Below are 24999 nucleotides of genomic sequence, written 5' to 3' on the forward strand. Positions count from 1 at the left end.
GTGAGTTTTGATGTCTGCCTCCACCCTCTCTTCGGATAGTTATCTCCTGCTCAGTACCTTGCAACTGCAGCGTGTCGCCAGTACCCGTCTGTTACAAGAGACGCTGGAGGCGGGCCATGAGCTCGCCAGCCACCTGACCCGGCTCCATGACGCCGGCCTTGTCAGATTGCGTGGGGAGCAGCAATGGAGCCTGACTGCCGAGGGGACGCTGGCGCTGATCCTGGGCGTGCGGGCCGGTGTGTGCGCCGCTCCAGACTGGAGCCGGGTCTCCTCGGTGACCGGTCAGGATCTGGTTCACGGAGTGGTGCGCGAACTGTGCCGGGGCAAGGCGGGCGAGATCCCGGCCTTCTTTTCTCCCGGCGATCTGCTCACCCTGCTCGATACCCCCGATGCCCATCAGCTGCTGGCCGGTTCCAGCCCCGCCTGGCAGCAACTGCTGCTGGAGCACTTCTCGCTGCAACTGCTGCTCGATGCCCCATATGAAGAGCGCTGGCCATTGGCGAGTGCACTGACCCGCTGTGCCCCCGAGGTACAGGTGCAAGGGCGGGCATTCGAGGCGGAGTGGCGCTGGCTCTGCGGTGATGGCGAGAGCTCCGACTCCAGCCTCTTGTGGCCTGCCCTGCAGGCGGTTGCCTCGCAAGGAGAGAGCGGCCCGCTGGGTGAGCGGCTGCTCACGGCCCTTGGCCAGTGGCAGGCCGAGGGGCATGAGGGGCAGTGGCCCCGAGCCTTCAGTGCCCTGCTCTGGCTGGGCTGGCTGCAACAGGCTGACCCCGTTATCGCAAGCGAGCAGCGCAAGAAGTGGCAGCGCAGCCTCGGCGGGCAGTTTCCGCTGCTGGCCGACTTGCTCAGTCAGTGGGCCGGGGAGCGGCACGGTCAGGCGGTCGGGCTGTTCGATACCCTGCAACTGCCGGTAGAGGAGCTGCACTGGGGCTACCTCTGGCTCGATCTCTGCGCGCTGGCCCGTCACGGCGCCCAGAGCGCGCAGGTGGCCATGCTGCATAAGTGGGATCTCTCCCACCTGCTCGATGCCGAACCCCATCACCGGTTGATGGCGTTTTGTCAGGATCTGCTGCGCCTGTTGCTGGGCGAGGCGGCCACAGGGGCGCCACTTGGCCAGCTGCGCAGCAGCGATGCCGATGACGACGCGGAAGATGAAGAGTCCGGCGAGGAGAAGGGGGCCGCCTCTGCCAGCTGGCTCAACTGGCTGCAGGGGCTGGGCCGCGCCAGTGGCGTTCGCAAGCCGCAGGAGCGGCTGGTGTGGCTGCTTCATGCCGATGGCCCCGAGCTGGAGTGCAAGATCCAGAAGCTCAGCACCAAGGGGGAGTGGACGGCAGGCCGCCGGGTCGATCCCACCCTGCTCTCCACCCAGTATGCGGCCCTGCTCGATGAGCACGATTGGGCGGTGGTACGCACCCTGCCGCGGGTGATGGGACGCTTGCCCCGGGATGTCTGGGTGCCACTCGCCGACCATCCGCGCCTGTTCAACGCCAAGGGGCAGAAGCTGCAGCTCGCCATCACGGCGCCGCTGCTGCAAATTGTGGCGACCGAAGAGGGGATGAGCGCCCTGCTGATCCCCGCTGCAGCCGCGCGCGGCGCTCACATCATGCCGCTGGCGCAGGATCTGTGGCAGCTCATCCTCACCCCGCAGCCGCTGCTCGACCGCTTGCCGGCGCTCGAATCCATCCCGCTGCTGCCCGCCGAGGGGATGAGCGAGTTACAGCGCACCCTTGACGGGATCGCCGATCTGCCCTGGCACAGCCAGGTTGAGGGATTGCACGGCAATGCCGAACTGGCCCCCTGGCCGGGCATTCCTTCGGTGCAGCTCGATTGGCAGGATGGCCAGCTGGCGGTCAAGCTGGTGACCCGTTTTGACGAGCTGCCTCCCCAGCCTCTGGGCAAGGGGGAGACCATCATCCGTCAGGGGATCAAGGGCAACCACTACTGGCAGCGCGATCTTGCCGCCGAGAAGGGGCAGGCCCAACTGCTGCGCAATCAGCTTCCCATCGATCTGCCCGGCAGCGAGTGGCGCCTCGAAGGAGAGCAGGCACTGGCGCTGGTCAATGCCCTGCCCGAGCTGGTGGATGCCGGCGTGGTCATTCACTGGCATCAGGACAGTGCGCGCCTCAAGAGTCTCGATGAGGCGGCCCTGAGCCTGCGTATCGAACGGCGTCAGGACTGGTTTCAGGTAGAGGGGGCGCTCGCCCTTGATGAACACCAGATCCTCGACTTGCGCCTGATCCTGCGCCAGCTGACCCCGGGCCAGCGCACCGTCCAGCTCGACGAAAAGACCAGCCTGATGCTGAGTGACAAGCTGGTGGAGCGGCTCTCCATGCTGGGGGCCATGCTCGACGACGAGCAGCGGATCAACCACAAGTTGGCTTATCCGCTCACCCGTCTGCTCTCGGTTATCACCACCGAGGGGGACGCGGCGTGGCAATCCCTGCAGCAGGAGTGGCAGCAGGAGGTGGCCTGTCCGCCCGAGCTGCTCACCGCGCTGCGGGATTACCAGAAGGAGGGGGTGCGCTGGATGGCGACCCTGGCCCATCACGGCTTTGGCGCCTGTCTGGCCGATGACATGGGGCTTGGCAAGACGCTGCAGGCCTTGATCGTGCTGCGGATGCGCCAGCATCTGGGGCCGGCGCTGGTGGTGGTGCCCAAGTCGGTGGTCACTAACTGGCAGGAGGAGGTCGCCCGTTTCGCCCCCGAGCTGGAGGTGGTGATCTTTGACAATCCCGCCGAGCGCGAGCGCATTATTCGCGATGCCAAAGCGGGGCAGGTGATCCTCATCAACTACGGCATGCTCGGCAGTCTGGCGGAGGCGCTCAAGGCGCGCCGCTGGTCCTCCATGGTGCTCGATGAGGCGCAGCAGATCAAAAATGCCGGTACCCAGCGTGCCAAGCTGCTGTTCCAGCTCGATGGCGATTTTCGCCTCGCCCTCTCTGGCACCCCCATCGAGAACCATCTGGGCGAGCTGTGGAGTCTCTTCACCTTTATCAACCCGGGGCTGCTCGGCAGTCTCGGCGAGTTCAAGCGCCGCTTTGGCAAGGCGGTCAAGGATCCCCAGCACATGGCCTTGCTGCGGGCGGTGATCAGCCCTTTTATCCTGCGCCGCCTCAAGCAGGAGGTGTTGACCGAGCTGCCGGACAAGACCGAGATCATCCACCACATCAGCCTCTCCCCCGAGGAGCGTCAGCTCTACGAGGCGACCCGGCGCGAGGTGGTGCAGCAGGTGCAAAGTGCCGATGGCCGGGCCCTGATGCACGTGTTGAGCGGGTTAACCCGACTGCGCCGGCTCTGCTGTTCGCCGGAGCTGGTGATGCCCGAGTGGTCGCAGACCAGCAGCAAGCTGGATGAGGCGATGGCGCTGCTGGAGGAGGCGATCGATGGCGGTCATCGGGTGCTGGTGTTCAGCCAGTTTGTCGATCTGCTGAGCCTGCTGCGTGCCCGCATCGAGCAGAAGTCATGGGACTACTGCTATCTGGATGGCGGCTGTTCGGCCAAGGCGCGGCAGGACTCCATCCTGCGTTTTCGCCACGAGGCGGTACCTCTGTTTCTCATCAGCCTCAAGGCGGGGGGCACCGGTCTCAACCTCACCCAGGCCGATACCGTGCTGCACCTCGATCCCTGGTGGAACCCGGCGGTGGAAGATCAGGCGAGCGATCGGGCCCACCGGATGGGCCAGACCCAGCCGGTGACCGTCTATCGGCTGGTGTGCGAGCAGACGGTGGAGGAGAAGATTGTCGCCCTGCACGACGAGAAGCGGGCGCTGGCCGATGGTCTGCTGAGCGGCCAGTCGGAAGTGCGCGGGCTGGATGTGGAGAGCCTGCGGGCCCTGCTGATGAGCTGATCCGCTGTAGCACCAGCGACATGGCCATGCCATATGAAAGAGGGGAGCACATCTTGCCGATGTGCTCCCCTCTGTCGTTTCTGCGTGCCGGTTTTAGCTGGCTCGTCGCGTTAGCCCTGATAGAGGTAGAGATGCAGCCGCTCGATGATGGGCTCGCCGCCAATCTTGCGATCCCGCCGCGCCTGCCGGCTCTTGGGGGGATAGTTGCCCAGATGGGTGACCGCGGGCGGGCTGTCCGAGCAGAGCAGCAGCGGCAGGCTCGCCTTGATCTGCTGCTTGCGCGGGGTGCGATCCTGCCAGAGCAGGTTGATCATCGGATGGGTCTTGACCGGGCGGCGGATCCGCAGCTCGGCATCGGCGGGTAGGCGGCGAATGTCGTACACCTCCTGATCCACCATCTTGCTCCACTCCTCGTTGTTGGAGAGAGCCGGTATGTAGCGACGACTGCGCTCCAGCATCTCCAGCACCTGTTCGCGGGTGAGGCGATTGATGGTCTGCTTGTCGGCCCAGGTAAAACCGAGGGAGTGCAGCTCTCCATGTAGCCACGTCAGCTTGCGGTAGACCTGCAGGGTGATCACCCCGGGCAGGGCGGTATGTACCAGCTCGAACTTCTCGTCCCGTCCGCCCGCCTGCTGCACCAGCGCCTTGAACTCGAGCTTGCGCTGGTTGATCTCCTCTACCTGCGGCTGGATCAGCGGAGCGGCGGCGGCGGGAAAGCGCAGCCAGCCCGGCAGACGACGGGTGGCCTTGGTGGAGCAGCCGGGGCGGGCGCTGTGGTCCCGATAGGCCGACAGGGTGGCGGCCAGTGCCTCGTCGCCGCTCAGGTAACCCACCTCAATCTGGCTGATGGGGTCGTGCTCTTCGCCCTGCGCCACCGGGGGGAGGGGATAGACATGGGCCTCCTGCAGTTCGAGCTGGCCGAGCAGGGTGGCCAGCTGATCCAGAGAGGCTTCAATGGCCTCCATCTGTTGACGCAGGGCGGCAGTAGGGGTAAAGGTATCCATCGATGATCCTGTGGTCTGACCCGCTGTTGACGACATCAGATATGACATCAGCTGCGGGTAGCAAAACTACTGTATAAATAAACATACCAGCATGCGGCTGGAGTGCCAAGAGGCACTTTGGGGAGGGGCAATGTGCGCCTCTGAATGGGGATGCGGTGCTGGTTTTATTTATGTTTCATTGTGTTAAATAAAGATCGCCACAAGATCATTAAATTAACAATTTCGTGTAACTCCGCTGTTGCCTGCTGTTCACACCTTGCTCGTCCCTGCATATGTAAAGCAGTAAAATGCATATATAGATGGGTGCCATGCAGCACAATATGCTGTGCGACTCTGCTGGCCAACCGTTAAAATAATTAGTTGTTTAAAATCAAAGTGTTAAAATTAAATCCTGCCGTTCTTAGACATTAGATTTACTAATGTAACGTATCAAAATTCGTCAATTGAGTCGGTCTGACTCCCTGACTAAGCTTTGCGCATCAAATTGAAGCCCAGTGCGTAAACAAATATTCAGAGGAGCCACATCATGGCCAACATGACTTATACCGAAACCGGTTACCAGCATTCCAGCCAATTGAATCTGGTTGCTCGCGTTAAAATGACCGTTCTGACCTGGCTGGAGCGCAGCCGCAGCCGTCGCCAGCTCTCCGAGCTGCCCGAGTACCTGCTCAAAGACATCGGCCTGAACGAAGCTGACCGTTATCAAGAGACCACCAAGCCGTTCTGGCGTGGTTGATCAACCGGGCATGGATGCCTCGTTTATCTGCTGATACTTGTATGCTGACGGTCGGGTGACATCAGGTCACCCCGTCAACCCTGCTGTTGTTCGCCCCGTTATTGCCCTCGCTTCCCCGCCTTCATATCCCGTTGTTGCTCCGCCCGGTGCTGCCGTTTTACCTTGCCGCTATTTGTATCGTTAATGTTTGAATTTGTTTAAAAATCGGTTTTAAGCCGCAACGCCTTGCGTATAATCCGGCCATAGTATTCCAGCGCAAGAGGGTGAGACGGATGATTCCCCAGCACGATTTTTTGGCCATGACCCGCAGCCACGAGTGGCAGCTCGATCCCTTTGATTTCGCGTTGCCGGACGGCACGCGGGTCAGCGTCTGGGATACCGGTGTCATCTGTCTGGAGCCTGTCAGCGGAGCGGGCGGCCAGCCCGGAGGACGCAAGGATATCGTCCTCTCCTGCGGTATTCACGGCAACGAGACCGCCCCCATCGAGATCTGCAACCAGCTGCTGACCCGTCTGCTCTCGGGCGAGCTGAGCGCCCGCCATCGGGTGCTGTTCCTGTTTGGCAATCCGGCGGCGATGAACCTCGGGCTGCGGGAGGTGGAGGAGAACATGAACCGCCTCTTCTCCGGCGCCCACAGCAAGGGGGAGGGACTCTGCAACCGGGAGCGGATCCGCGCCATGCGCCTCGAGCAGTATGTGAGCCGCTTTTTTGCCGATCCGGCCCGCCCCCGCTACCACTACGACCTGCACACCGCCATTCGCGGCTCGCGCCACGAGAAGTTTGCCGTCTACCCCTTCCCCCACGAGCGGCCCCACTGCCGCGAGCAGGTGCAGTTCCTCGGTGCCTGCGGGGTGCGCACCATACTGCTTTCTGCCAGCCCGACCACCACCTTCAGCTACTACAGCTCGCGCCAGCACGGCGCCCACGCCTTCACGGTGGAGCTGGGCAAGGTGCGGCCATTTGGCGAGAACGACATGACCCGCTTTATCGAAACCCGCCAGGCGCTGCAGGAGCTGGTGACCCATGATGAGGTGGCGCTGGAGCCGTGGCGGGCGGATGATTTCACCCTGTTTGCCATCGATCGGGTGATCACCAAAAAATCGGAGCAGTTTCGCTTCCTGTTCGCCAGCGATGTCGACAACTTCACCGAATTCCCGCAAGGGTTCGTGCTGGCCGAGGATGGCGAGCAGCGCTACGCCGTCGAGCAGCCCCGCGAGGCGGTGGTCTTCCCCAATGCCAACGTGGCGATTGGTCAGCGTACCGTGTTGCTGGTGGTACCGACCCGGCTCTGGGAATAAGCCGTGCAATAGCCCTTGGGGCGGGTGTGAATCGTATCCAGACGAGCGGGCGAATGGGGTTTTCCGCTCTCTTACGGCCGGTTTGGTCATGTCATGGGATGAGAGGTGCGGTATAAGCAAAAGTTGGGGCATTTTGGGAAATGCCATAAATCCAGCTTATAGTGACCAGCAAGCTCTCCGGGATGGCCACAGAGAGTGCCTGTAAGGCCGCTCAAGGGGTTGGCCGATCTGATGGATATGGTGTGGCAGCGATTCAGCGCTGTCCGGCCCTATCGGGATGAAGAGCACGAACTGTGTCATGGCGAGTGAAGGGGATAAAAAAAGGGAGCCAGTCATCTGACTGGCTCCCTTTTTTAATGACGTTGGCGAGGGATCAGCTGTTGTTCTTCACAAACAGGGTGATCTCCTGACCCGGTTTCAGGTAATCCCCTTTGTCGAGCTGGTTCCAGCGCATCACATCGTTGATGGCAACCTGGAAGCGCGCGGCGATGGAGGAGATGGAGTCACCACGGCGAACCTGATAGACCATCGACTTGTCGCTTTTCTTCCCCTGCTTGGGATAGACCACCAGCTTCATGCCCGGTTTCAGGGCCGACTTGGCGTTCAAACCGTTCCACTTGGCGAGCTCCTCGTGGGAGACGCCGTGCGCCTGGCTGATGCTCCACAGGTTGTCACCTGCCCGCACCTTGTAGCTCACCTTGCCTTTCTGGCTGCTGCCACGGCTGGCCAGCTGCTGCGGGGCAGCACTTGCCTTGCTGCTGACGGCATGGCCGCTGGTCGGAATGACCAGACGCTGACCGCCACGCAGGCTGTTGCCACGCAGATTGTTGGCCAGTTTCAGCTCGCTCACGCTGACGCCGTGATTCTGGGCGATGCGTGACAGGGTGTCGCCACTGGTGACCTGATAGGAGCGGGTACGGATACGCTCGCTCTTGGGCAGATCGGCTAGTGCCAGCTCCAGGGTATCGGCATATTCAACCGGTACCAGCAGGCGGTAGGGGCCGCGCGGTGACATCACGCCACGACTCAGGGCAGGATTGACCTCCTTGAGCTCTGACGTGCGCAGACCAGCCAGCTGGGCCGCCACGTTCAGATCGATCTGGCTGCCGGTTTCCACCACCCGCAGCTTCGGCTCGTTGGCGAGCACCGGCAGCTGGACGTTGTACTTGTCGGCATTGCTGATCATGTCAGCCATGGCCAGGATCTTGGGCACATACATCTGGGTTTCGCGCGGCAGGTCGAGCGACCAGTAGTCGGTCGGTTTGCCGGCACGCTGGTTACGCTGGATGGCGTTGCGAACCCGTCCTTCACCGGCATTGTAGGCGGCCAGCGTTTGCAGCCAGTCACCATCAAAGAAGCGGTTCAGGTATTCCAGATAGTCGAGCGCCGCATTGGTTGAGGCCAGCACATCGCGCCGTCCGTCATACCAGTTGTCGTGGCGCAGACCGAAGTTCTTGCCGGTGGCGGGCACAAACTGCCACAAACCGACGGCATTGCTGCGGGATCGGGCATGAGGATCAAACATGCTCTCGATCATCGGGACAGTAATAAGCTCCATTGGCAGCTCACGCCGTTCAATCTCCTCTACCATCAGATAGAGGTAGGGTTCAGCCCGGCTGGCAATGGTCGCCAGATGCTTATCATTGCGCAACAGCCACTCACGTTGTTGGCGGATGCGCGCATTGTCCGGAGTTTCCAGTTGCATATCATCGCTGATACGCACCCACAGATTGTCCGTATCTTCCATTTCGTCCAGCTGTTCATCGCCAAACAGAAATCGTGAAGAGTGTTTTTTATGCGCTTTTTTGTTGACCTGGGGGGACTTGATCGGCTCGATTGCCGTTAGCGCCCGGTCATCCTGATGGCTCAGGTTTTGGCAGCCGCTGAGCAACAGCGCTGCCAATAAGGCCGTTCGTACCTTCATCTCGTTCCGGTCATTTTTAAGAAAAACAGCTCGCATCATAAGGGGCAATCCCCCCCTGATCAAGGTTTGTTCAAAAAACATCCTTCCATTGGCGCAGGATCGTGAAGGTATCTACCGGATTTTCCACGCATTTTAGCCCCTGCTTTTCAGCAGAAAATTTCACTGAATCGAGCTCGCAGCGCAGAAAAACATTAAACCTGCGTTCATCCCCCAGTCGGCTGGGCAGGCTTGGCAGCCCCTGTTGCCGCAGTTTGCTGATCAGCCCGATCTGATCACGGATCGCCGGATTGTCCGGCTCGACTGCGTAGGCGAAGCGCAGGTTTGACAGGGTGTATTCGTGGGCACAATAGATGAGGGTGTCATCGGGCAGGGCTGCGAGCCGTTGCAGCGAGTGATACATCTGCTCCGGCGTCCCTTCAAAGAGGCGACCACAACCGGCCGAGAAGAGGGTATCACCGCAAAAGAGCATGCCGCTGCCATGGTAGGCGATATGGCCGCGGGTATGGCCGGGCACATGGATCACCTCGAGGGCAAGACCGTGCCAGTTGATCTGATCGCCATCTTCCAGCCACTGGCCATGGTGGGCCGGCATTGGGTCAAGTTTGGGGCCATATAGCCTGGCATGGGGGAACTGTTCGAGCAGTTCGCCAACCCCGCCTACATGGTCGTGATGATGGTGGGTCAGGAGGATGGCATCGAGCACCAGCCCCAGCGCCGCGAGCCGCTCCAGCACGGGGGCTGCTTCGCCCGGATCGACAACCAGACAGTGATTTTCGTGTCTAATCAACCAGATGTAGTTGTCATTAAAGGCAGGAACTGTGATCACTGGATACATGAGTCTGCTTCTCTTTAGGGAGGGTATCTTATATAACAGGATGGCGTTCGAAACCGCGAGTTGAGCCCTATTATGCAGGTGGCACGTACCGAACAACAAATCGAGATCCCGACCAGCTGGTCCGCGTTGCCTATGGGGGACTGGGTTGCCGCCGAGATCCAGGAGCGGCTCGACAGCTGGTGTCCCAACCTTTTTGGCTATCACTTGCTCAAGATTGGCGCCCTGAGCGCCGAACTCTCCTGCAAACGCTCATCCATTCGCCATCAGGTAGGCGTCGCTTCCGAGGGGCGGCTGCTCGACATGTATGGCGATCCACTGGCATTGCCGGTGCGTACCGGCAGTGTCGATGCCTGTCTGCTGGCCCACTGCCTCGATTTCTCTGCCGATCCCCATCAGGTGTTGCGCGAAGCCGAAAGGGTGCTGACCGACGATGGCTGGCTGATTATCAGTGGCTACAACCCCATGAGTCTGGTGGGCATAGGTCACTGCATCCCTTTTTTGCGGCGCAAGGTGCCCTGGTCGGCGCGGATGTTTACCCCCGGGCGAGTCACCGACTGGCTCCATCTGCTGGGGTGCGAGGTGATGTTTGACGAGCGCTTCGGTTACTCGTTTATGGGCAAACAGAGTTGGCACAACTGGTGGCAGGAGAGTGTAGGGCGGGACTATTGCCGGGCGTTTGCTTCTGTCTATGTGATTGCCGCCCGTAAACGGCGCTTTCCGCTGATCCCGGTGCGCCGCCGCTGGCAACTGCCAAAGTCCCTCGCCACACCGGGTATGGCCCGTCAGGGCTGGTAGCCGGTATCCTCGGCCAGCTCCTTGCCGCAGGCCGCCTCGCGGGCCAGTTCGTCACAGCGTTCGTTCTCCGGATGACCCGAGTGCCCTTTGACCCAGAGCCACTCGATCTGGTGACGGCTCACTTCCGCATCCAGCTCTTTCCAGAGATCGACGTTTTTGACCGGCTGACGGTTGGCGGTCATCCATCCCTTCTTCTTCCAGCCGATGATCCACTGGGTGATCCCCTGGCGCACATACTGGCTGTCGGTGGTGAGGCGCACCTGGCAGGGTTCGTTGAGGGTGCGCAGGCCCATGATGGCGGCCATCAGCTCCATCCGGTTGTTGGTGGTGAGGCGAAAGCCGGCCGCAATCTCCTTGCGGTGCTTGCCATAGACCATAACGGCGCCATAACCGCCCGGGCCCGGGTTGCCGAGGCAGGAACCATCCGTATACAAATCAATCTGTTTTAACATGAGGCTTGGGGTAAACTAGCGAGTAAAGCCGAAGTTTGACATAGATTGGATCATGAACACACCCCAACTGAATCGCCAGATCATCCTGGATACCGAAACCACAGGTATGAATACCGGTGGCGGCCCTGTTTACCTTGGCCACCGCATCATCGAAATCGGCTGTGTGGAGGTGATCAACCGCAAGCTCACCGGTAACCATTACCACGTCTATATCAAGCCGGATCGGTTGGTGGACCCGGAAGCCATTCAGGTTCACGGGATTACCGACGAGTTCCTGCGCGACAAACCCTCTTTTAGCCAGATTGCCGACGAGTTCCTCGACTTTATCCGCGGCGCCGAGCTGATCGCCCACAACGCGCCGTTTGACGTGAGCTTCATGGACTACGAGTTCAGCAAGCTCGGACTCAACTTCAAGACGGCCGATATCTGTACCATCACAGATACCCTGGCGATGGCGCGGGATCTCTTCCCGGGCAAGCGCAACAACCTGGATGTGCTCTGCGATCGCTACGGTATCGACAACTCGCACCGTACCCTGCACGGGGCTTTGCTCGATGCGGAGATCCTGGCGGATGTCTACCTGCTGATGACCGGCGGCCAGACCAAACTCAATCTGGCCACCGAAAGCAGTGAAAACGAGAGCAGTCAGGACACCAGCATCCGCCGCCTGGAGAGCAACCGACCGGCGCTCAAGGTGATCAGAGCGGGCGAAGAGGTGCAGGCGTTGCATGAAGCGAGACTGGATCTGGTGCAGAAGAAGGGAGGGAGCTGTCTGTGGCGGCAATGAGCAAGTGGCTGGCCTCTTTTTTACTGCTGGGGTCGCTCGGCGCTTCGGCGACTGAGGTATTTGCCCCTTCCGATATTCCGTTGCTGGATAACCGCTTTCGCATCGATTACGGGGTGAAGGAGATCACCTTCATCATCAAGCGCAAGCCGGGTACTCCCTCGGTGATCCTGGTGCGCCCCGATGGCAGCAAGCTCTACGTGGGCAAGGTCAAACCGGATGATGTGGGCTGGCTGGCGCTGCCGGAGCATGATCTCATTACCCTGCGCAATCCCATGCCGGGCCCGTGGCAGGCGATTGGCGAGGTGGATCCCGACAACCGGGTGCGGATCCTCTCCGATATCCGGATGGACATCGCCGCCTTGCCGATGCAGCTCTATCAGGGAGAGGTGGTCAAGCTCAAGGCGTGGCTCTCGATCGATGGTCAGCCCCCCAAGGACAAGTACTACCTCTCCGATCTGGGGATGAAGGTCAAACTGCAATCCTTCAGCGATGCTGGCAAGCAGAATACGGTGCTCGATCAGGAGATTGGCCACTACCTTGACGACGGTAAGGGGCTTGATGAGGTTCCGGGTGATGGCGTCATGACGGCGGAGGCGATCCTGCAGGATATTCCGGCGGGCAAATACCGCGCCATGTTCAGTACCGGCAATCAGGTGTTTGTCCGGGCGCGTTATCAGGAAGTGCTGCTTTATCCTTATCCCTTTACCTACAATCTGGCGCCTCCCTCCGAAGAGCTGGGTGCCAAGTTGTCACTGCTGGTCGACCGTGACGAGCTGGATCCCGCCTCTGTGGCGCTCAAGGGCACAGTCACCAGCAAAACCGGTGGCTACTACTCGTTTAGCGAAGTGGCGACAGCACCCAAACTGGATGTCGATTTTTCCGTCATCAAGGAGCCTGGGCAGTATCAGGTAGAGGCTGCGCTCTACGGCACCACCCGCCTTGGCCGTGAAGTGAAGATCGCTATGCCGGTGAAAACCTTCAATGTCTTCCCGCCGGCACCTCCACCTCCGCCGCCGGTCTCTGCTGCCGAGCCAACCTCCAGCGCCAAAGCGACCGGGGAAGCGGAGGAGAAGGGGGGAATGGGCTGGTTGATCTGGGCGCTGGCCGGTGGTGGCGGACTATTGGTTATTCTGGGCGGGGTCGGGTTTATCATCCTGCAAAAACGCAAGGCGTTGAAACGCGCCCTGGCAGCAGCTCAAGCGGAAAGTCAGCAAGCAGAACAACCCGCTGCCAAGCTGGATCTCAACTTGCCGGAGCAGTAACGGCAAGTTCAAATAATAAAAAACCGCCCTTGGGCGGTTTTTTATTGTGCATTTTCGAATGTTAGTTGGGAAAGCAGGGCTAGTGTTCGCCGATATAGACATCCTTGTTCTGCTCACGGATCTCGAGGAACTTGTCGAGATTGGCCATCATCAGCTCGACCAGCTGGGGATCGAAGTGTTGTCCCTTCTCCTCTTCGATGAGAGCCAGCACCTTTTCCAGCGGCCATGCCTTCTTGTAGCAGCGATCAGACCCCAGCGCATCGAACACATCGGCCAGCGCCACGATACGCCCCTCCAGCGGGATATCCGCCCCTTTCAAGCCACGTGGATAGCCGCTGCCATTCCACTTTTCATGGTGATTGCCCGCTATGGTGGCGCCGATCTGGAACAGTGCCAAGTCGCTGCCGGAGAGCATGTCCTGTCCCAGTTGGGCGTGGGTTTTCATGATCTCCCACTCTTCCGGAGTGAGCTTGCCCGGCTTGTGCAAGATGGCATCAGGAATGCCGACCTTGCCGATGTCGTGCAGCGGCGAGGCGCGTTTTATCAGCTCGCTCTGTTCTTCGCTCATCCCGAGCAGATGGCAGAACTGCTCGGTATAGAGCGCGACCCGTTTGACATGCAGTCCCGACTCTTTGGAGCGGGTTTCGACCAGCTCACCGATGCGGTAGATGATTTCGCGCTGGTTATCGGCGATCACTTCGTTGAGACGGATGTTCTCCAGCGCCACTATGATGTTTTCGGTAAAGAGCGTGAGCAGGCTGGTATCAATCTGGCTAAGCTGGCGCGTTGTCTCGATATGGAACAGCAGGTGGTGACGCGGGTTCTGGCAGTAGAGCACCATCTGGTTGGTACCGTAGACGTTGCTGCTTTGTGCCATGGCCTGGCGCAGGATCTCGGGAGCATCTGTCAGTCGCATCGCGGCATGGCCCGGCAGCAGGGGTTCAAGCAGCTGATCTTTTACCTCGTAGGTGTATTGTTTTACGTCGTAGATCTGGGTTTCACCCAGATGGAGCAGGGCGCTCAGCTGCTCTTGTGCTCCCTCAACAAACTGGCGCAGGGCCCGCTTCTCGAAAATTCCCTTGGAGGCTTCGATAACTTTTTCGAGCCCTTGCCGGTTGCTTTCCAGAGTGCGGATATCTCTATATGAACGCAGACTGGCACGCAGCAGGGTTCGCAGCTTCTGGGAGGTAAGCTCGGTTTTGTCCTTGTAGTCGTTGATGTCGTAGTTGGTGACAACGTCATCTTCCGGAGCCTGACCGGGCTGGCCGGTTCTGAGCACGATGCGCACCATCTTGTTTTGCAGATCTTCGCGGACGTATTTGACGACGTCGAGACCGGCATGGTCGACTTCCATCACCACATCCAGCAGCAGCAGGGCGACATCCGGCGTAGTCGCCAGCAGCTCCTTGGCTTGTGCTGCGGAATAGGCGTGCAGAAAGTCGATGGGGCGATTGTCAAACTCGAACTTGTTCAGGGTGATCTTGGTGATGCGATGAACCTCGGGTTCATCGTCAACGATCATCACTTTCCAGCCCGCTTGCTGCACATCGGTGAGAGCAAGATCGTCGTCATCAATAATCAGGATTTCGTCATCCATCATACAATCCTGTTTGGCATCCTGTGCTTACATTAACTGCTCAACTAAGGATAGGAAACTTATTGAGAAATAAAATTTGATCTCGCAAAACTATGGTCGAAATAAGCAAATGGAACCCTTTGGCCAATCCAGGTGAGGTGCGGGCTTTCTGTTGTGAATCAAGGTGTCCCAATGCACCACCTTGTGTCCCTCGCCCGGTTGAGCCGCACGAGGGAAAAAGCCAATCCGGCTCGGGTCAAGGATGAAGACGATAATAGATCTTATTTGATAATTATTCCTATTTAAGGGTAGCATGCAGGTTGATTCGAAGAGGAGTTTATTCGTGACCCAGAGCCTGCCTCCCAATCGCCCCCGTCTGGTGACGGTCAAGCGAGTGCAACAACTTACCCCTCATCTGCGGCGCATCACGTTTGGCGGCCGTGAACTGGCCGATTATCCCTTTACCTGCGGCGGCGCCCATATCAAGGTGATGCTGGCCCAGCCTCACCAGAGCGAACCCGTCATGCCAGCCATGACGGCGGGCGGCCCGCGCTGGAGCCATCCAGCGGACAAGCCGGTCATCCGTACCTACACCATCCGTGCATTTCGCCGTGATGAGCTGGAGCTCGATATCGACTTTGTTCTGCATGGTGATAGCGGGCCAGCCAGTGCTTTTGCTATCCATGCCAAGGCGGGGGATAAGGTGATCCTGTCCGGGCCGGGTGGCCCCAACCCCATGCTGCAACCGGCCGAGCACTACTGTCTGGTGGGCGATCTCACCGCCTTGCCCGCCATCATGGCGATGTGCGAAGTGATGCCTGCCGATACCTGCGGGGAGATTGCCATCCTGTTGCCGGATCAGGCGGATGTCCAGCCACTGACACTGCCGGTCGGCGTACACTGTCACTGGTTTGTGGGAGAGCCTGCAACCAGCGGTATTCTGGAGCATGTGCAGGCCTTGCCTCTCTCCCGGGATGGCGGTTTCTTCTGGCTAGGTGGGGAAGAGGCGCTGGTGCTGCCGCTGCGTCGCCATTTTCGTTCCGTGCTCGAGGTGGATCGCCAGTCGCTCTACGCGGTTCCTTATTGGCGCAGAGGCAAGAGTGAAGAGGCCTATCATCAGACCCGCCATGATGTGATGGATAGCTGAGCAGAAGAGAGCCAGTCACACATCAAAACTTGCAAATAAAAATGATTTGCATTTAGTATTGCGCCGTCCGGGTATTCGTCCGGGCGGCGTTTTTATTTCCGTTGACACAAGAGCGCCCTGTTTTCACGTCGGTTTGGCTGGATGTTGTCAGACCCCAACGCAAGGAGTCGTAAAGGGTGGTTAAGTACCAGACCCCTCTGTTCTGGCTGGCATTGTTCCTTCTCTGCACGCTGTTTTGCCTCTCGCTGGCCACCGGGGCCGGCATCTATGGTGCCCGTGAGGTATTCGGGTATCTGACGCACAATCCCCTGTGGGTCAGTGACGAGAAACTCGCCATGGTGCTCAATACCTTGCGACTGCCGCGCACCCTCTGTGCCATGGTGGTCGGCGCCTCGTTATCTCTGGCTGCCTCCTTGCTGCAGAGCGCGACCCGCAACCCGCTGGCGGAGCCCGGCCTGCTCGGGGTCAACGCCGGGGCCGTCTTTGCGCTGGTGGTGGGGCTTACCTGGTTCGGGGTGGAGTCCGCCTATGGCTATCTGCTCTGGGCAGGACTCGGTGCGCTGCTCGGCAACGTGATTGTGCTGGGACTCGGCATGATGATTGGCCGCTCCAACCCCCTCAAGCTGATTCTGGTCGGGGTGGCGCTCTCGGCCACCTTCGGCGGTCTCTCCAGCTTTTTGCTGCTCTCCAACAAGATGGTGCTGGAGCAGTACCGCTTCTGGAACCTCGGCTCCCTGTCGGCGGCCAATCTCGATGCCATCATAGCCGTGCTGCCCTTCGTGCTGGCGGCGTTTGTCATCACCTTGCTGCTTTGTCGCCAGCTGACCCTGATGCAGATGGGGGACAGTCAGGCCCAGGCGCTGGGGATCCGCCCCAACCGGGTGCGGATTGGCGTGCTGCTGGCTGCCACCCTGTTTACCGCCAGTGCCATCGCCATCGCCGGCCCTATCGGCTTTGTCGGCTTTCTGGCCGCCTACTGTGGCCGACTGGTGGAGCCGGTGAAGCTGTCGGTGCAGGTCTGTTTCTCCGCCCTGTTCGGTATGCTGTTTCTGCTGTTGGCCGACATTCTGGCGCGCTGGCTGATCCAGCCGTTCGAGTTGCCCAACGGGGTTATTCTGGCCCTGATCGGCGCGCCTGTACTGATCGCCATCGTTCACCGCGGGGGCTTTCGTACCCTGCTGACCGTCAAGTGAGGGGCTGATGCGTACACCTACCGATATGCTCTGCCTGCGGGCCGGCAACCGCTCTTTGCTGATCCATCTGCCGAGCTGGCGCTGGCTGGCTCTGCTGGCCGTGGTGCTGCTGGCGCTTGCTCTGCTGGCCCTGAGCGTTGGCGGCGGCAAGCTCGGTTTTGCCGGGGTGGTCAACACCCTGCTGGGGGAGGGGACGCGGCTTGAGCAGCTCACTCTGTTCAAGATCCGGCTGCCGCGCATCCTTGGAGTTGTGGTGGCGGGGGCGGCCATGGGGCTCTCCGGCTGTCTGGTGCAGACTCTGGTGCGCAATAGGCTGGCGACTCCCGATATGGTGGGGGTCAACAACGGCGCCTCCTTGGCCATCATCGTCTTCTCCCTCTATCTGACCGTGGGCAGCTGGCCCTGGTGGGCGGCACCTATCGGCGCCATCTTCGCGGCGCTGGTGCTCTATGCCCTCTGCCGCAAACCGGGTGAGCAGGGCTATCTGTTCGTGGTGATCGGCATCGGCCTCTCCGAGTTGTTCGAGGCGCTCGGCCAGTTCGTGATGTCCACTCAGGCCCTGCTGCACCTGAGCTCTCTCTATCTGTGGAATATGGGAAGCTTTATCGCCGTGGGTTACAGCACCATCACCCCCATCGCCATCCTGTTGCTGCTGCTCTGCCCCTGGATCGTCTATCTCTCCCGCTCGCTGGCGGTGCTGCGCTTTGGCCCCGAGATGGCCAGAGGGCTTGGCGTCAACGGCAATCGGGTGCAGCTGGGCATTCTGGCCCAGGCCATTCTGGTGGCGGCGCTCGGCACCGCCATCGGCGGCCCCGTGGTCTTTATCGCCATGGCGGCCCCCATTCTTGCCTCCTGGCTGGTGAAAGACCGGGTAGTGCCGCTCTGGCTGGCGGCACTCAGCGGCGCCCTGTTGCTGCTCGCCAGCGATACCCTGGTCCGGGTGCTGGCCAGCCCCCATGAGGTGGCGACCGGCATCATGACCCGCATTCTCGGCGGCCTGTTGCTGCTGTTTCTTCTCGTTAACGATCGCCAGAGGGCTGACTGATGACGCTCACCGTAAATCGCCTCCATTTTGCCTATCAGCAGACCCCCATTTTGCGGGATATCTCCTTCAGCGTGCCAAAGGGCAAGCTGGTGGGGATCGTCGGCCCCAATGGCTGCGGCAAATCGACCCTGCTCAAGCTGCTCTCCGGCCAGATGAAAGCCCAAAGTGGCGAGATCCTGCTCAAGGGCAAACCGCTCGCCAGCTACCCCATGAAGGGGTTGGCGCGGGAGCTCGCCTATCTGCCCCAGCGGCCGACTCTGCCTGCCGGCATTCTGGTGGAGCAGCTGGTGCAGTATGGCCGTCACCCCCATCAGGGCTGGTTCAATCAGTGGGGCGAGGAGGATGCCCGTATGGTGCGTAGCGCCTGCGAGCGAATGCAGCTTGAGGCGATCTGGCAGCAGAGCGCCGCGTCTCTCTCCGGCGGGCAGGCGCAGCGGGTGTGGCTGGCGATGATCCTGGCGCAGGACAGCGACATGGTGCTGCTTGACGAGCCCACCAGTGCCCTCGATATCGGCCATCAGACCGAGGTGATGGAGGCGATTCACCGCATCACCGCCGAGGGTAAAACCGTGCTGCTGGTGATCCACGATCTGGCGATGGCCGCCCGCTACTGTGACGAGCTGATCGCCATCGGCAATGGCGAGATTGCCGCCATGGGCCCGGCCCGAGAGGTGGTGACCAAGCCCCTGATCGACCAGCTCTACCAGACCAGTGTCGACATTCTTCATGCTCCCGGTGACGGGGCGCCCATTATTGTGCCGCGCCGCCATGACCACGCCTGCCAATGGCGGTCGGCCAGTTGAGATTGAGCGAAACCGGCATCGGCCTGTTTCGCGAATCTTCCCACCGCTGACTTGCATGCAAGCAGCACAACACAGGAGTGAAATGATGAAGCGTTTTGCCGCCCTGGCAACAGCCATCCTGATGCTGGCCGCGCCGCTGGTTCAGGCACAGGAGATGCGTGAAGTGACCGATGCGTTTGGTCAAAAGGTGCAGGTGCCGGTCAAGCCACTGCGAGTGGTGACCTTGAGCGAGTTCGATCTCGACAGCGCCCTGACCCTGGGGCTGACCCCCATCGGTGCCGTCAATGGTCGTGGCCAGCCCACCATGCCACGTTACCTGCTGGAGAAAGGGGTAAGCAATATCAAGGTGATCGGCGATCTCGACAGCCCCAATCTGGAGTCGCTGATTGCGCTGGAGCCCGACCTTATCCTGACCGGCCAGACCCGTCCCGAGCTGTTGACCCTGCTGGGTGAAATCGCGCCGACCGTGGTCACCGGCAAGTGGGGTGAGCCGTGGCAGGATATGTTCCGCCGCACCGCTCATACCCTCAACCGCGACAAGGAGGGGGAGGCTTTCCTCAAGCGTTATGAAGAGCGGTTGGCAGAGGCGCGCAGCAAGCTGGCCAACCATCAGGGGGAGAGCATCAGCATAGTGCGCTGGAACCCCAAGGGGCCGAGCTTTATGTATCAGGGCACCTTTGCCAGCAGCGTGGTGGAGTCGATGGGGCTGGTTCGCCCAAGCAAGCAGCAGGGTACCGGCGCCCCTCACTCGCCGCCCCTGAGTCTTGAGTCCCTCAACCTGCTGGATGCCGACTGGTTGGTGATCGGTACCCTGAGCGCTACCGGCGATGCGGTGGATGCCATGCGTCAGGCGGAGCAGACTCCGGCGTTCCAGCAGATGCCGGTGATCAAGGCCAAGCGCTTTGGCGCCGTGGACGGGTCGCTCTGGACCTCCAGCGGCGGCCCGCAGGCGGCATTGCAGGTGATTGCTGATGTGGAGCAGTTACTGGCAACCCGCAGCTGAGTGCCATCGCACCGCTGGGGTTGACCAAAAAGTTGACCAAGAGAAGAGGGAGGCCGATGCCTCCCTCTTTGCTTATCCGCGCGGCCCGGAGCGAGCCGGGTGTTTACTGTGGTTGGATCTGGGTGATGGTGAGTTTGCCACCCGGGTTCTCGGCGTGAAAACGCACCGCATCCCCCACCTTCAGATCCTTGAGCAGGGCCGGATCCATTACCCGAAACACCATGTTCATGGCGGGCATCTTGAGGTTGTCGATCGCCTCGTGCTTGATGCCGACCTTGCCGTTGGCTGCATCGATGCGAGTGATGACCCCCTTGGTCATCATCATGTCGCCCATCTTGCCCATGCCTTCCGTTTGTCCCATCTGGCTCATGTCGTGCCCCTGATGGCTCATCATCTCGGCAGCCTGCAGGCTGGTGTGGGTAGCGAGGCCCATCAGCAGGGTCAGTGTCAGCATCTTGTAGTTCATTCCGATTTCCTTGTTTGGCTTATGGAGTTGCAACGGGGTTGCTGTTTGTCCGCTTGAAAATGGTCTGTTCATCAGAGTGATGACCCCTGCTGATCCCCGGTGGTTAGCTGCTGCAGGGTGCGACTGCGCCACAGGTAGTAGGCGGCAGGCAGCACCAGCAGGGTCAGCACCAGCGCGCTCACCATGCCGCCAATCATGGGGGCGGCGATGCGCTGCATCACCTCGGAGCCGGTGCCGTGGCTCCACATGATGGGCAACAGGCCAGCGATGATGGTGACTACCGTCATCATCTTGGGGCGCAGGCGCAGGGCGGCGCCGTGGATCACCGCCCGGTGCAGGCCCGCCTTGTCCGGCTTGCCGCAGGCCACTAGGTCATCCCAGGCGTGGTTGAGGTAGACCAGCATCAGGACGCCGGTCTCGACCGCCACCCCGGCCAGAGCGATAAAGCCCACTCCGACTGCCACCGAGAGGTTGAAGTCGAGCAGCCAGAGGGTCCAGATCCCGCCCACCACCGCCAACGGCAAAGTGGTGAGAATGAGCAATACCTCCTGAACGCGGCGAAATGCCAGATAGAGCAGCAGCACTATGATGGCGACGGTTAATGGCACCACGTAGGCGAGACGCGCCTTGGCCCGCTCCATGTACTCGTATTGGCCGGACCAGGTGAGGGCGTAGCCCGCCGGCAGCACCAGCTGCTTGCCCACTTCGGCCTTGGCCTCAGCTACAAAAGAGCCGATATCGCGGCCGCGAATATCGACGTAGACCCAGCCGTTGAGGCGCGCGTTTTCACTGCGTAGCATGGGCGCCTCGTCGCTGATGTAGACCCGGGCCACATCCGCCAGCGCGATGCGCGCGCCGCTCGGAGTGACCACTGGCAGCAGCTCGAGGCTGGCTACCGAATCGCGATAGCTCTGGGGGTAGCGCAGGTTGATGGGGTAACGCTCGCGACCCTCGATGGTCTGGCCCACCTCCATGCCGCCCACCGCGGTGGCGAGCACCGCCTGTACGTCGGCAATGTTGAGGCCGTAACGGGCCGCTTTCAGCCGGTCGATATCCACCTTGACGTAACGGCCGCCCGCCACCCGCTCGGCGTAGACCGATGAGGCGCCCTCCACCTTGCCGACGATCTGTTCCAGCTGCTGGCCGAGCTGCTGGATCACCTTGAGATCCGGCCCCGCTATCTTGATGCCGACCGGAGTCTTGATACCGGTAGCCAGCATGTCGATGCGGGTCTTGATGGGGGGGACCCAGGCGTTGGTGAGGCCGGGGAAGCGGATGAGGGAGTCCAGCTCCTCCTTGAGCTTCTCCGGGGTCATGCCGGGACGCCACTGGTCGCGGGGCTTGAGCTGAATGCTGGTCTCCATCATCACCAGATCGGCGGGGTCGGTGGCCGATTCGGCGCGCCCCGCCTTGCCGAACACGTTCTGCACCTCGGGCACGGTACGAATGAGCTTGTCGGTCTGCTGCAAAATCTCCCGCGCCTTGCCCACCGAGATATTGGCCGCGGTGGTGGGCATGTACATGATGTCCCCCTCGTCCAGTGGCGGAATGAACTCGGAGCCCAGGTACTTGAGCGGCCAGAAGCCCGCCACCGTCACCACGGCGGCGATGGCAAGGGTGGTTTTCGGACGGGCCAGCACGGCCTTGAGCAGTGGCACATAGCCCTGACTCAACCAGCGGTTGAGCGGATTGGCCTGCTCCGCCAGCACCTTGCCACGGATAAAGTAACCCATGATCACCGGCACCAGCGTGATGGCGAGCCCGGCCGCGGCCGCCATGGCATAGGTCTTGGTGTAGGCGAGCGGGTGGAACATCCGCCCCTCCTGCGCCTCCAGCGCGAACACCGGCAGGAAGCTGATGGTGATGATGAGCAGGGAGAAGAAGATGGCGGGCCCCACTTCTATGCTCGCCTCGGTGATGATGCGCCAGCGGTTCTTGTCGGTGAGCGCCTCCCGCTCCATGTGTTTGTGGACGTTCTCGATCATCACAATGGCGCCATCCACCATGGCGCCGATGGCGATGGCGATGCCCCCCAGCGACATGATGTTGGCGTTGATCCCCTGCAGGTGCATCACGATAAAGGCGGTCAGGATGGCGATGGGCAAGGAGATGACCACCACCAGCGACGAGCGCAGGTGGAACAGGAAGGCGAGGCAGACCAGCACCACCACCGCGAACTCCTCCACCAGCTTGCCGGAGAGGTTGTCGATGGCGCGCTGGATAAGGTCGGAGCGATCGTAGACGGTGACGACCTCCACCCCCTCCGGCAGGCTGCTCTTCAGCTGGGCGAGCCGCGCCTTGACCCCGTCTATGGTGTGCTGGGCATTCTCGCCATAGCGCATGACGATGATGCCGCCCACCACTTCCCCTTCGCCATTGAGCTCGGCCAGACCGCGCCGGCTCTGGGGGCCGGTGACTACATCCGCCACGTCACCCAGCAGCAGCGGGGCGCCGCGCACATTGGTACCGAGCGGGATCTGCTTCAGATCCTCCACGCTTTTCAGATAGCCGTTGGAGCGCACCATGTACTCCGCTTCTGCCATCTCGATGACGGAAGCGCCGGTCTCCTGGTTGCCCTGCTTGATGGCGGTCTCGATAAGGGAGAGCGGGATGCCGTAGGCGCGCAGCTTGTCCGGGTCGACCCGCACCTGATATTGGCGCACCATGCCGCCGACGGTGGCGACCTCGGAGACCCCCTCCACCGTCTGCAGCTCGTACTTGAGGAACCAGTTCTGCAGCGAGGTGAGCTGGCTGAGGTCATGCTTGCCGGTTTTGTCCACCAGCGCGTACTGATAGACCCAGCCCACCCCGGTAGCATCGGGGCCGAGCTGGGGGCGGGCGGAGGCGGGCAGGTTGGGGGCAACCTGGCTTAGATATTCCAGCACCCGGGCGCGGGCCCAGTAGAGGTCGGTGTTGTCGTCAAACAGCACATAGACGAAGGAGTCGCCGAAGAAGGAGTAGCCGCGCACCGTGGTGGCCCCCGGCACCGCCAGCATGGCGGTGGTGAGCGGGTAGGTCACCTGATCCTCCACCACCTGGGGCGCCTGGCCCGGGTAGGAGGTCTTGATGATCACCTGCACGTCGGAGAGATCCGGCAGGGCGTCCACCGGGGTCTGTTTGACCGACCAGAGCCCCCAGGCGGTGAGCATGACGGTCAACAGCAGTACCAGAAAGCGGTTGCCGATGGACCAGCGAATGATGGAAGGGATCATGACTTCTTCTCCATCTCGGGCATCGCCATCTGATGCTGGCTATGCTCCATACCTTCCATCTCATCCATTGCAGGCTTGGCGTCGCCGTCAGTAGCGGGTGCCTTCTCCTGATGGATGGTGGTGATGCGGTACTCATCCCCCTCCTGCATCACCTGCAGATGCAGGGTCTGTCCCTCGACCAGCTTGCTGATGTCGACTCCTTCGGCGACGGTGAGCTCCATTTCCATGGCGGGCCACTGCCACTCGGGGATGGGCTGGTGGGAGACCATCAGGGTACGGTTGGCCAGATCGATGCTTTCAACCTCACCCTGGGTCCACACCTGGGCGGGGCGTACCGCCGTCATGCGCTGGAAGTCCGAATCGATGGCCGACTCGGAGTCGAGCAGGAATTGGGCCGAGCTGACGATGTTATCCCCAGCCTCTACCCCTGCCTTGATGGTCACCTTGTCGCCAAACTGGGGGCCCAGGGTGACAGCGACCGATTTGAAGCTGCCATCCCCCAGCGCCAGCACCAGCCGGTCCTGGCTGCCGGTGCGGATCACCGCTTCGCTCGGCACTACCAATTGTGGCTCTCCCTTGCCCGCCTGAATCGTCACCTTGGCGAACATATTGGGCTTCAGGAACTCGTCCGGGTTGGCAAAGCGCAGCCGCACTTTGAGGGTGCGGGTGGTGGCATCCAGAGTCGGGTACAGGTAATCGACCCGGCCCTGCCAGTGGCGGCCGGGTGCATAGTCGAGGGTCATGGTGACCGGATCGCCCACCTTCAGCTCGGCGGCCTGACGTTCGAACACCTCGGCGCTCACCCACACCTGTTTGAGGGTGCTGATGTTGAACAGCGCTGCGGCGGGCTCCACATACTGCCCTTCGCGCACCTTCAGCTCGGAGACATAACCGCTGCTGGGGGCGTAAATGCTGATGGTTTCGCGTACCTGACGGGTGCGTTTGAGGGCTGAGATTTGATCTGCCGGTACCTGCAGAGACTTGAGCTTGCCCTCGGCGGCGCGCAGCAGTAGCGGATTGCTGGTGTTGAGAGCCAGCAGATACTCATGCTGGGCGTTGACCAGATCCGGGGCGTAGAGCTCGTAGATCAGGCTGCCCTTGCTCACCTGCTGCCCCTCGCTCTTGATGGCGAGGGTGCGGATCCAGCCTGCCATGCGGGCGTTGACGGCTTCCAGCCTATCCTCGTCATAGCCGACGTAGCCTACCGTCTCGATCTGCTGGTGGATGGGGAGCTTCTCCACCTTGGCGAGCCGTACCCCCAGGTTCTGCTGGATCTCTGGGCTGATGGTGACTGTGCCGGGTGAGCCGCCCTGTTTTTCCTCATAGACAGGGATAAAGTCCATCCCCATGTTGTCCTTGGCGGGAGCATCGCGCTTGTCGCGTGGATCCATGGGGTTGACCCAGTAGAGCGGCGTTTTCTCCTTGGCCACGGTGTCAGCGGTGGTCTGTTTGGCGGCCCAGTAGCCGCCACCGGCACCGAGGGCCAGCAGCAGGGCCGACAGCAGCAGTTTCTGGCTCATCGCACACCTCCACTTAGTGGCTGGGTGGCAAGGTTTTTGGCGGCGATAAGGCCGGTAACAGGGGCAAGTGACATCATATATCTTCTCTTGTGCA

At 61.0% G+C, this 24999-nt stretch carries 19 protein-coding genes; 11 read left to right on the forward strand and 8 right to left on the reverse strand.

Annotated features, from left to right (window positions below; genetic code table 11):
- The first annotated feature begins 10 nt into the window (after positions 1–10).
- Positions 11–3847: a DEAD/DEAH box helicase gene (locus tag AAHA39_RS08215; protein ID WP_320656235.1), complete on the forward strand. Its 3837-nt coding sequence runs from the start codon at positions 11–13 to the stop codon at positions 3845–3847.
- Between the two features lie 110 nt (positions 3848–3957).
- Here the strand turns inward: AAHA39_RS08215 and AAHA39_RS08220 are convergent, their stop codons facing one another.
- Positions 3958–4851 carry a DNA replication terminus site-binding protein gene (locus AAHA39_RS08220; protein WP_320656234.1) on the reverse strand — a complete coding sequence of 298 codons (894 nt, stop codon included), beginning with the start codon at positions 4849–4851 and terminating at the stop codon, positions 3958–3960.
- A 526-nt stretch (positions 4852–5377) separates the two neighbouring features.
- Between AAHA39_RS08220 and AAHA39_RS08225 the strand changes: the two genes are divergently transcribed.
- Positions 5378–5587 carry a DUF1127 domain-containing protein gene (locus tag AAHA39_RS08225; RefSeq protein WP_005337823.1) on the forward strand — a complete coding sequence of 70 codons (210 nt, stop codon included), beginning with the start codon at positions 5378–5380 and terminating at the stop codon, positions 5585–5587.
- 272 nt (positions 5588–5859) lie between these two features.
- Positions 5860–6885, forward strand: a complete 1026-nt coding sequence (gene astE / locus AAHA39_RS08230) for a succinylglutamate desuccinylase (protein WP_320656233.1) — start codon at positions 5860–5862, stop codon at positions 6883–6885.
- A gap of 373 nt (positions 6886–7258) precedes the next feature.
- Here astE and AAHA39_RS08235 read toward each other — a convergent pair whose 3' ends face one another.
- Together AAHA39_RS08235 and gloB are read right to left on the reverse strand one after the other, a co-directional pair.
- Positions 7259–8809: a lytic transglycosylase gene (locus AAHA39_RS08235; RefSeq protein ID WP_320656232.1), complete on the reverse strand. Its 1551-nt coding sequence runs from the start codon at positions 8807–8809 to the stop codon at positions 7259–7261.
- Between the two features lie 70 nt (positions 8810–8879).
- Positions 8880–9644, reverse strand: coding sequence for a hydroxyacylglutathione hydrolase (gene gloB, locus AAHA39_RS08240; RefSeq protein WP_268016982.1), 765 nt, complete (start codon positions 9642–9644; stop codon positions 8880–8882).
- A 72-nt stretch (positions 9645–9716) separates the two neighbouring features.
- Between gloB and AAHA39_RS08245 the strand changes: the two genes are divergently transcribed.
- Positions 9717–10439 (forward strand): methyltransferase domain-containing protein, encoded by a 723-nt coding sequence (locus AAHA39_RS08245; protein ID WP_320656231.1) that lies wholly within the window; start codon positions 9717–9719, stop codon positions 10437–10439.
- Here AAHA39_RS08245 and rnhA read toward each other — a convergent pair.
- On the reverse strand, positions 10427–10891 hold the full coding sequence (rnhA, locus tag AAHA39_RS08250; RefSeq protein ID WP_043849545.1) for a ribonuclease HI: 465 nt from the start codon (positions 10889–10891) through the stop codon (positions 10427–10429). The genes AAHA39_RS08245 and rnhA overlap by 13 nt on opposite strands.
- 52 nt (positions 10892–10943) lie before the next feature.
- Here rnhA and dnaQ point away from each other — a divergent pair, with 52 nt between their 5' ends.
- Both dnaQ and AAHA39_RS08260 read left to right on the forward strand, forming a co-directional pair.
- A complete protein-coding gene (dnaQ, locus tag AAHA39_RS08255) occupies positions 10944–11678 on the forward strand; it encodes a DNA polymerase III subunit epsilon (RefSeq protein WP_043849544.1) in 735 nt (244 codons plus the stop codon).
- Positions 11675–12940, forward strand: a complete 1266-nt coding sequence (locus tag AAHA39_RS08260) for a TIGR03503 family protein (protein ID WP_320656261.1) — start codon at positions 11675–11677, stop codon at positions 12938–12940. Before dnaQ ends, AAHA39_RS08260 begins: the two co-directional genes overlap by 4 nt.
- Before the next feature lie 79 nt (positions 12941–13019).
- Here the strand turns inward: AAHA39_RS08260 and AAHA39_RS08265 are convergent, their stop codons facing one another.
- Positions 13020–14537, reverse strand: coding sequence for an HD domain-containing phosphohydrolase (locus AAHA39_RS08265; RefSeq protein WP_071911019.1), 1518 nt, complete (start codon positions 14535–14537; stop codon positions 13020–13022).
- 322 nt (positions 14538–14859) lie between these two features.
- Here AAHA39_RS08265 and AAHA39_RS08270 point away from each other — a divergent pair, with 322 nt between their 5' ends.
- The 5 genes from AAHA39_RS08270 (at position 14860) to AAHA39_RS08290 (ending at position 19707) form a co-directional block, all read left to right on the forward strand.
- Positions 14860–15663: a siderophore-interacting protein gene (locus AAHA39_RS08270; RefSeq protein ID WP_320656230.1), complete on the forward strand. Its 804-nt coding sequence runs from the start codon at positions 14860–14862 to the stop codon at positions 15661–15663.
- A 176-nt stretch (positions 15664–15839) separates the two neighbouring features.
- Positions 15840–16856: a FecCD family ABC transporter permease gene (locus AAHA39_RS08275; RefSeq protein WP_320656229.1), complete on the forward strand. Its 1017-nt coding sequence runs from the start codon at positions 15840–15842 to the stop codon at positions 16854–16856.
- A gap of 7 nt (positions 16857–16863) precedes the next feature.
- Positions 16864–17901 carry a FecCD family ABC transporter permease gene (locus AAHA39_RS08280; RefSeq protein WP_320656228.1) on the forward strand — a complete coding sequence of 346 codons (1038 nt, stop codon included), beginning with the start codon at positions 16864–16866 and terminating at the stop codon, positions 17899–17901.
- Positions 17901–18704 (forward strand): ABC transporter ATP-binding protein, encoded by an 804-nt coding sequence (locus AAHA39_RS08285; RefSeq protein ID WP_320656227.1) that lies wholly within the window; start codon positions 17901–17903, stop codon positions 18702–18704. The genes AAHA39_RS08280 and AAHA39_RS08285 overlap by 1 nt, the downstream gene beginning before the upstream one ends.
- An 85-nt stretch (positions 18705–18789) precedes the next feature.
- Positions 18790–19707, forward strand: a complete 918-nt coding sequence (locus tag AAHA39_RS08290) for an iron-siderophore ABC transporter substrate-binding protein (RefSeq protein ID WP_320656260.1) — start codon at positions 18790–18792, stop codon at positions 19705–19707.
- A 103-nt stretch (positions 19708–19810) separates the two neighbouring features.
- Here the strand turns inward: AAHA39_RS08290 and AAHA39_RS08295 are convergent, their stop codons facing one another.
- The 3 genes from AAHA39_RS08295 to AAHA39_RS08305 form a co-directional block, all read right to left on the reverse strand.
- Positions 19811–20173 (reverse strand): copper-binding protein, encoded by a 363-nt coding sequence (locus AAHA39_RS08295; protein ID WP_320656226.1) that lies wholly within the window; start codon positions 20171–20173, stop codon positions 19811–19813.
- A 71-nt stretch (positions 20174–20244) separates the two neighbouring features.
- Complete coding sequence (locus AAHA39_RS08300; protein ID WP_320656225.1) at positions 20245–23385, reverse strand: efflux RND transporter permease subunit; 3141 nt, start codon at positions 23383–23385, stop codon at positions 20245–20247.
- Complete coding sequence (locus tag AAHA39_RS08305; RefSeq protein WP_320656224.1) at positions 23382–24905, reverse strand: efflux RND transporter periplasmic adaptor subunit; 1524 nt, start codon at positions 24903–24905, stop codon at positions 23382–23384. Before AAHA39_RS08305 ends, AAHA39_RS08300 begins: the two co-directional genes overlap by 4 nt.
- Positions 24906–24999 lie beyond the last annotated feature (94 nt).

The sequence above is a fragment of the Aeromonas sp. SE22 genome, from assembly GCF_038739755.1.
Classification (GTDB): Bacteria; Pseudomonadota; Gammaproteobacteria; order Enterobacterales; family Aeromonadaceae; genus Aeromonas; species Aeromonas jandaei.

Coding starts and splice junctions, on each gene's coding strand:
- AAHA39_RS08280 (WP_320656228.1), top strand. CDS start 16,864: ATGCGTACACCTACCGATATGCTCTGCCTGCGGGCCGGCAACCGCTCT.
- gloB (WP_268016982.1), bottom strand. CDS start 9,644: ATGTATCCAGTGATCACAGTTCCTGCCTTTAATGACAACTACATCTGG.
- AAHA39_RS08225 (WP_005337823.1), top strand. CDS start 5,378: ATGGCCAACATGACTTATACCGAAACCGGTTACCAGCATTCCAGCCAA.
- dnaQ (WP_043849544.1), top strand. CDS start 10,944: ATGAACACACCCCAACTGAATCGCCAGATCATCCTGGATACCGAAACC.
- AAHA39_RS08245 (WP_320656231.1), top strand. CDS start 9,717: ATGCAGGTGGCACGTACCGAACAACAAATCGAGATCCCGACCAGCTGG.
- AAHA39_RS08285 (WP_320656227.1), top strand. CDS start 17,901: ATGACGCTCACCGTAAATCGCCTCCATTTTGCCTATCAGCAGACCCCC.
- rnhA (WP_043849545.1), bottom strand. CDS start 10,891: ATGTTAAAACAGATTGATTTGTATACGGATGGTTCCTGCCTCGGCAAC.
- AAHA39_RS08305 (WP_320656224.1), bottom strand. CDS start 24,905: ATGAGCCAGAAACTGCTGCTGTCGGCCCTGCTGCTGGCCCTCGGTGCC.
- AAHA39_RS08295 (WP_320656226.1), bottom strand. CDS start 20,173: ATGAACTACAAGATGCTGACACTGACCCTGCTGATGGGCCTCGCTACC.
- AAHA39_RS08300 (WP_320656225.1), bottom strand. CDS start 23,385: ATGATCCCTTCCATCATTCGCTGGTCCATCGGCAACCGCTTTCTGGTA.
- AAHA39_RS08215 (WP_320656235.1), top strand. CDS start 11: ATGTCTGCCTCCACCCTCTCTTCGGATAGTTATCTCCTGCTCAGTACC.
- AAHA39_RS08235 (WP_320656232.1), bottom strand. CDS start 8,809: ATGAAGGTACGAACGGCCTTATTGGCAGCGCTGTTGCTCAGCGGCTGC.
- AAHA39_RS08260 (WP_320656261.1), top strand. CDS start 11,675: ATGAGCAAGTGGCTGGCCTCTTTTTTACTGCTGGGGTCGCTCGGCGCT.
- AAHA39_RS08265 (WP_071911019.1), bottom strand. CDS start 14,537: ATGGATGACGAAATCCTGATTATTGATGACGACGATCTTGCTCTCACC.
- AAHA39_RS08290 (WP_320656260.1), top strand. CDS start 18,790: ATGAAGCGTTTTGCCGCCCTGGCAACAGCCATCCTGATGCTGGCCGCG.
- AAHA39_RS08220 (WP_320656234.1), bottom strand. CDS start 4,851: ATGGATACCTTTACCCCTACTGCCGCCCTGCGTCAACAGATGGAGGCC.
- astE (WP_320656233.1), top strand. CDS start 5,860: ATGATTCCCCAGCACGATTTTTTGGCCATGACCCGCAGCCACGAGTGG.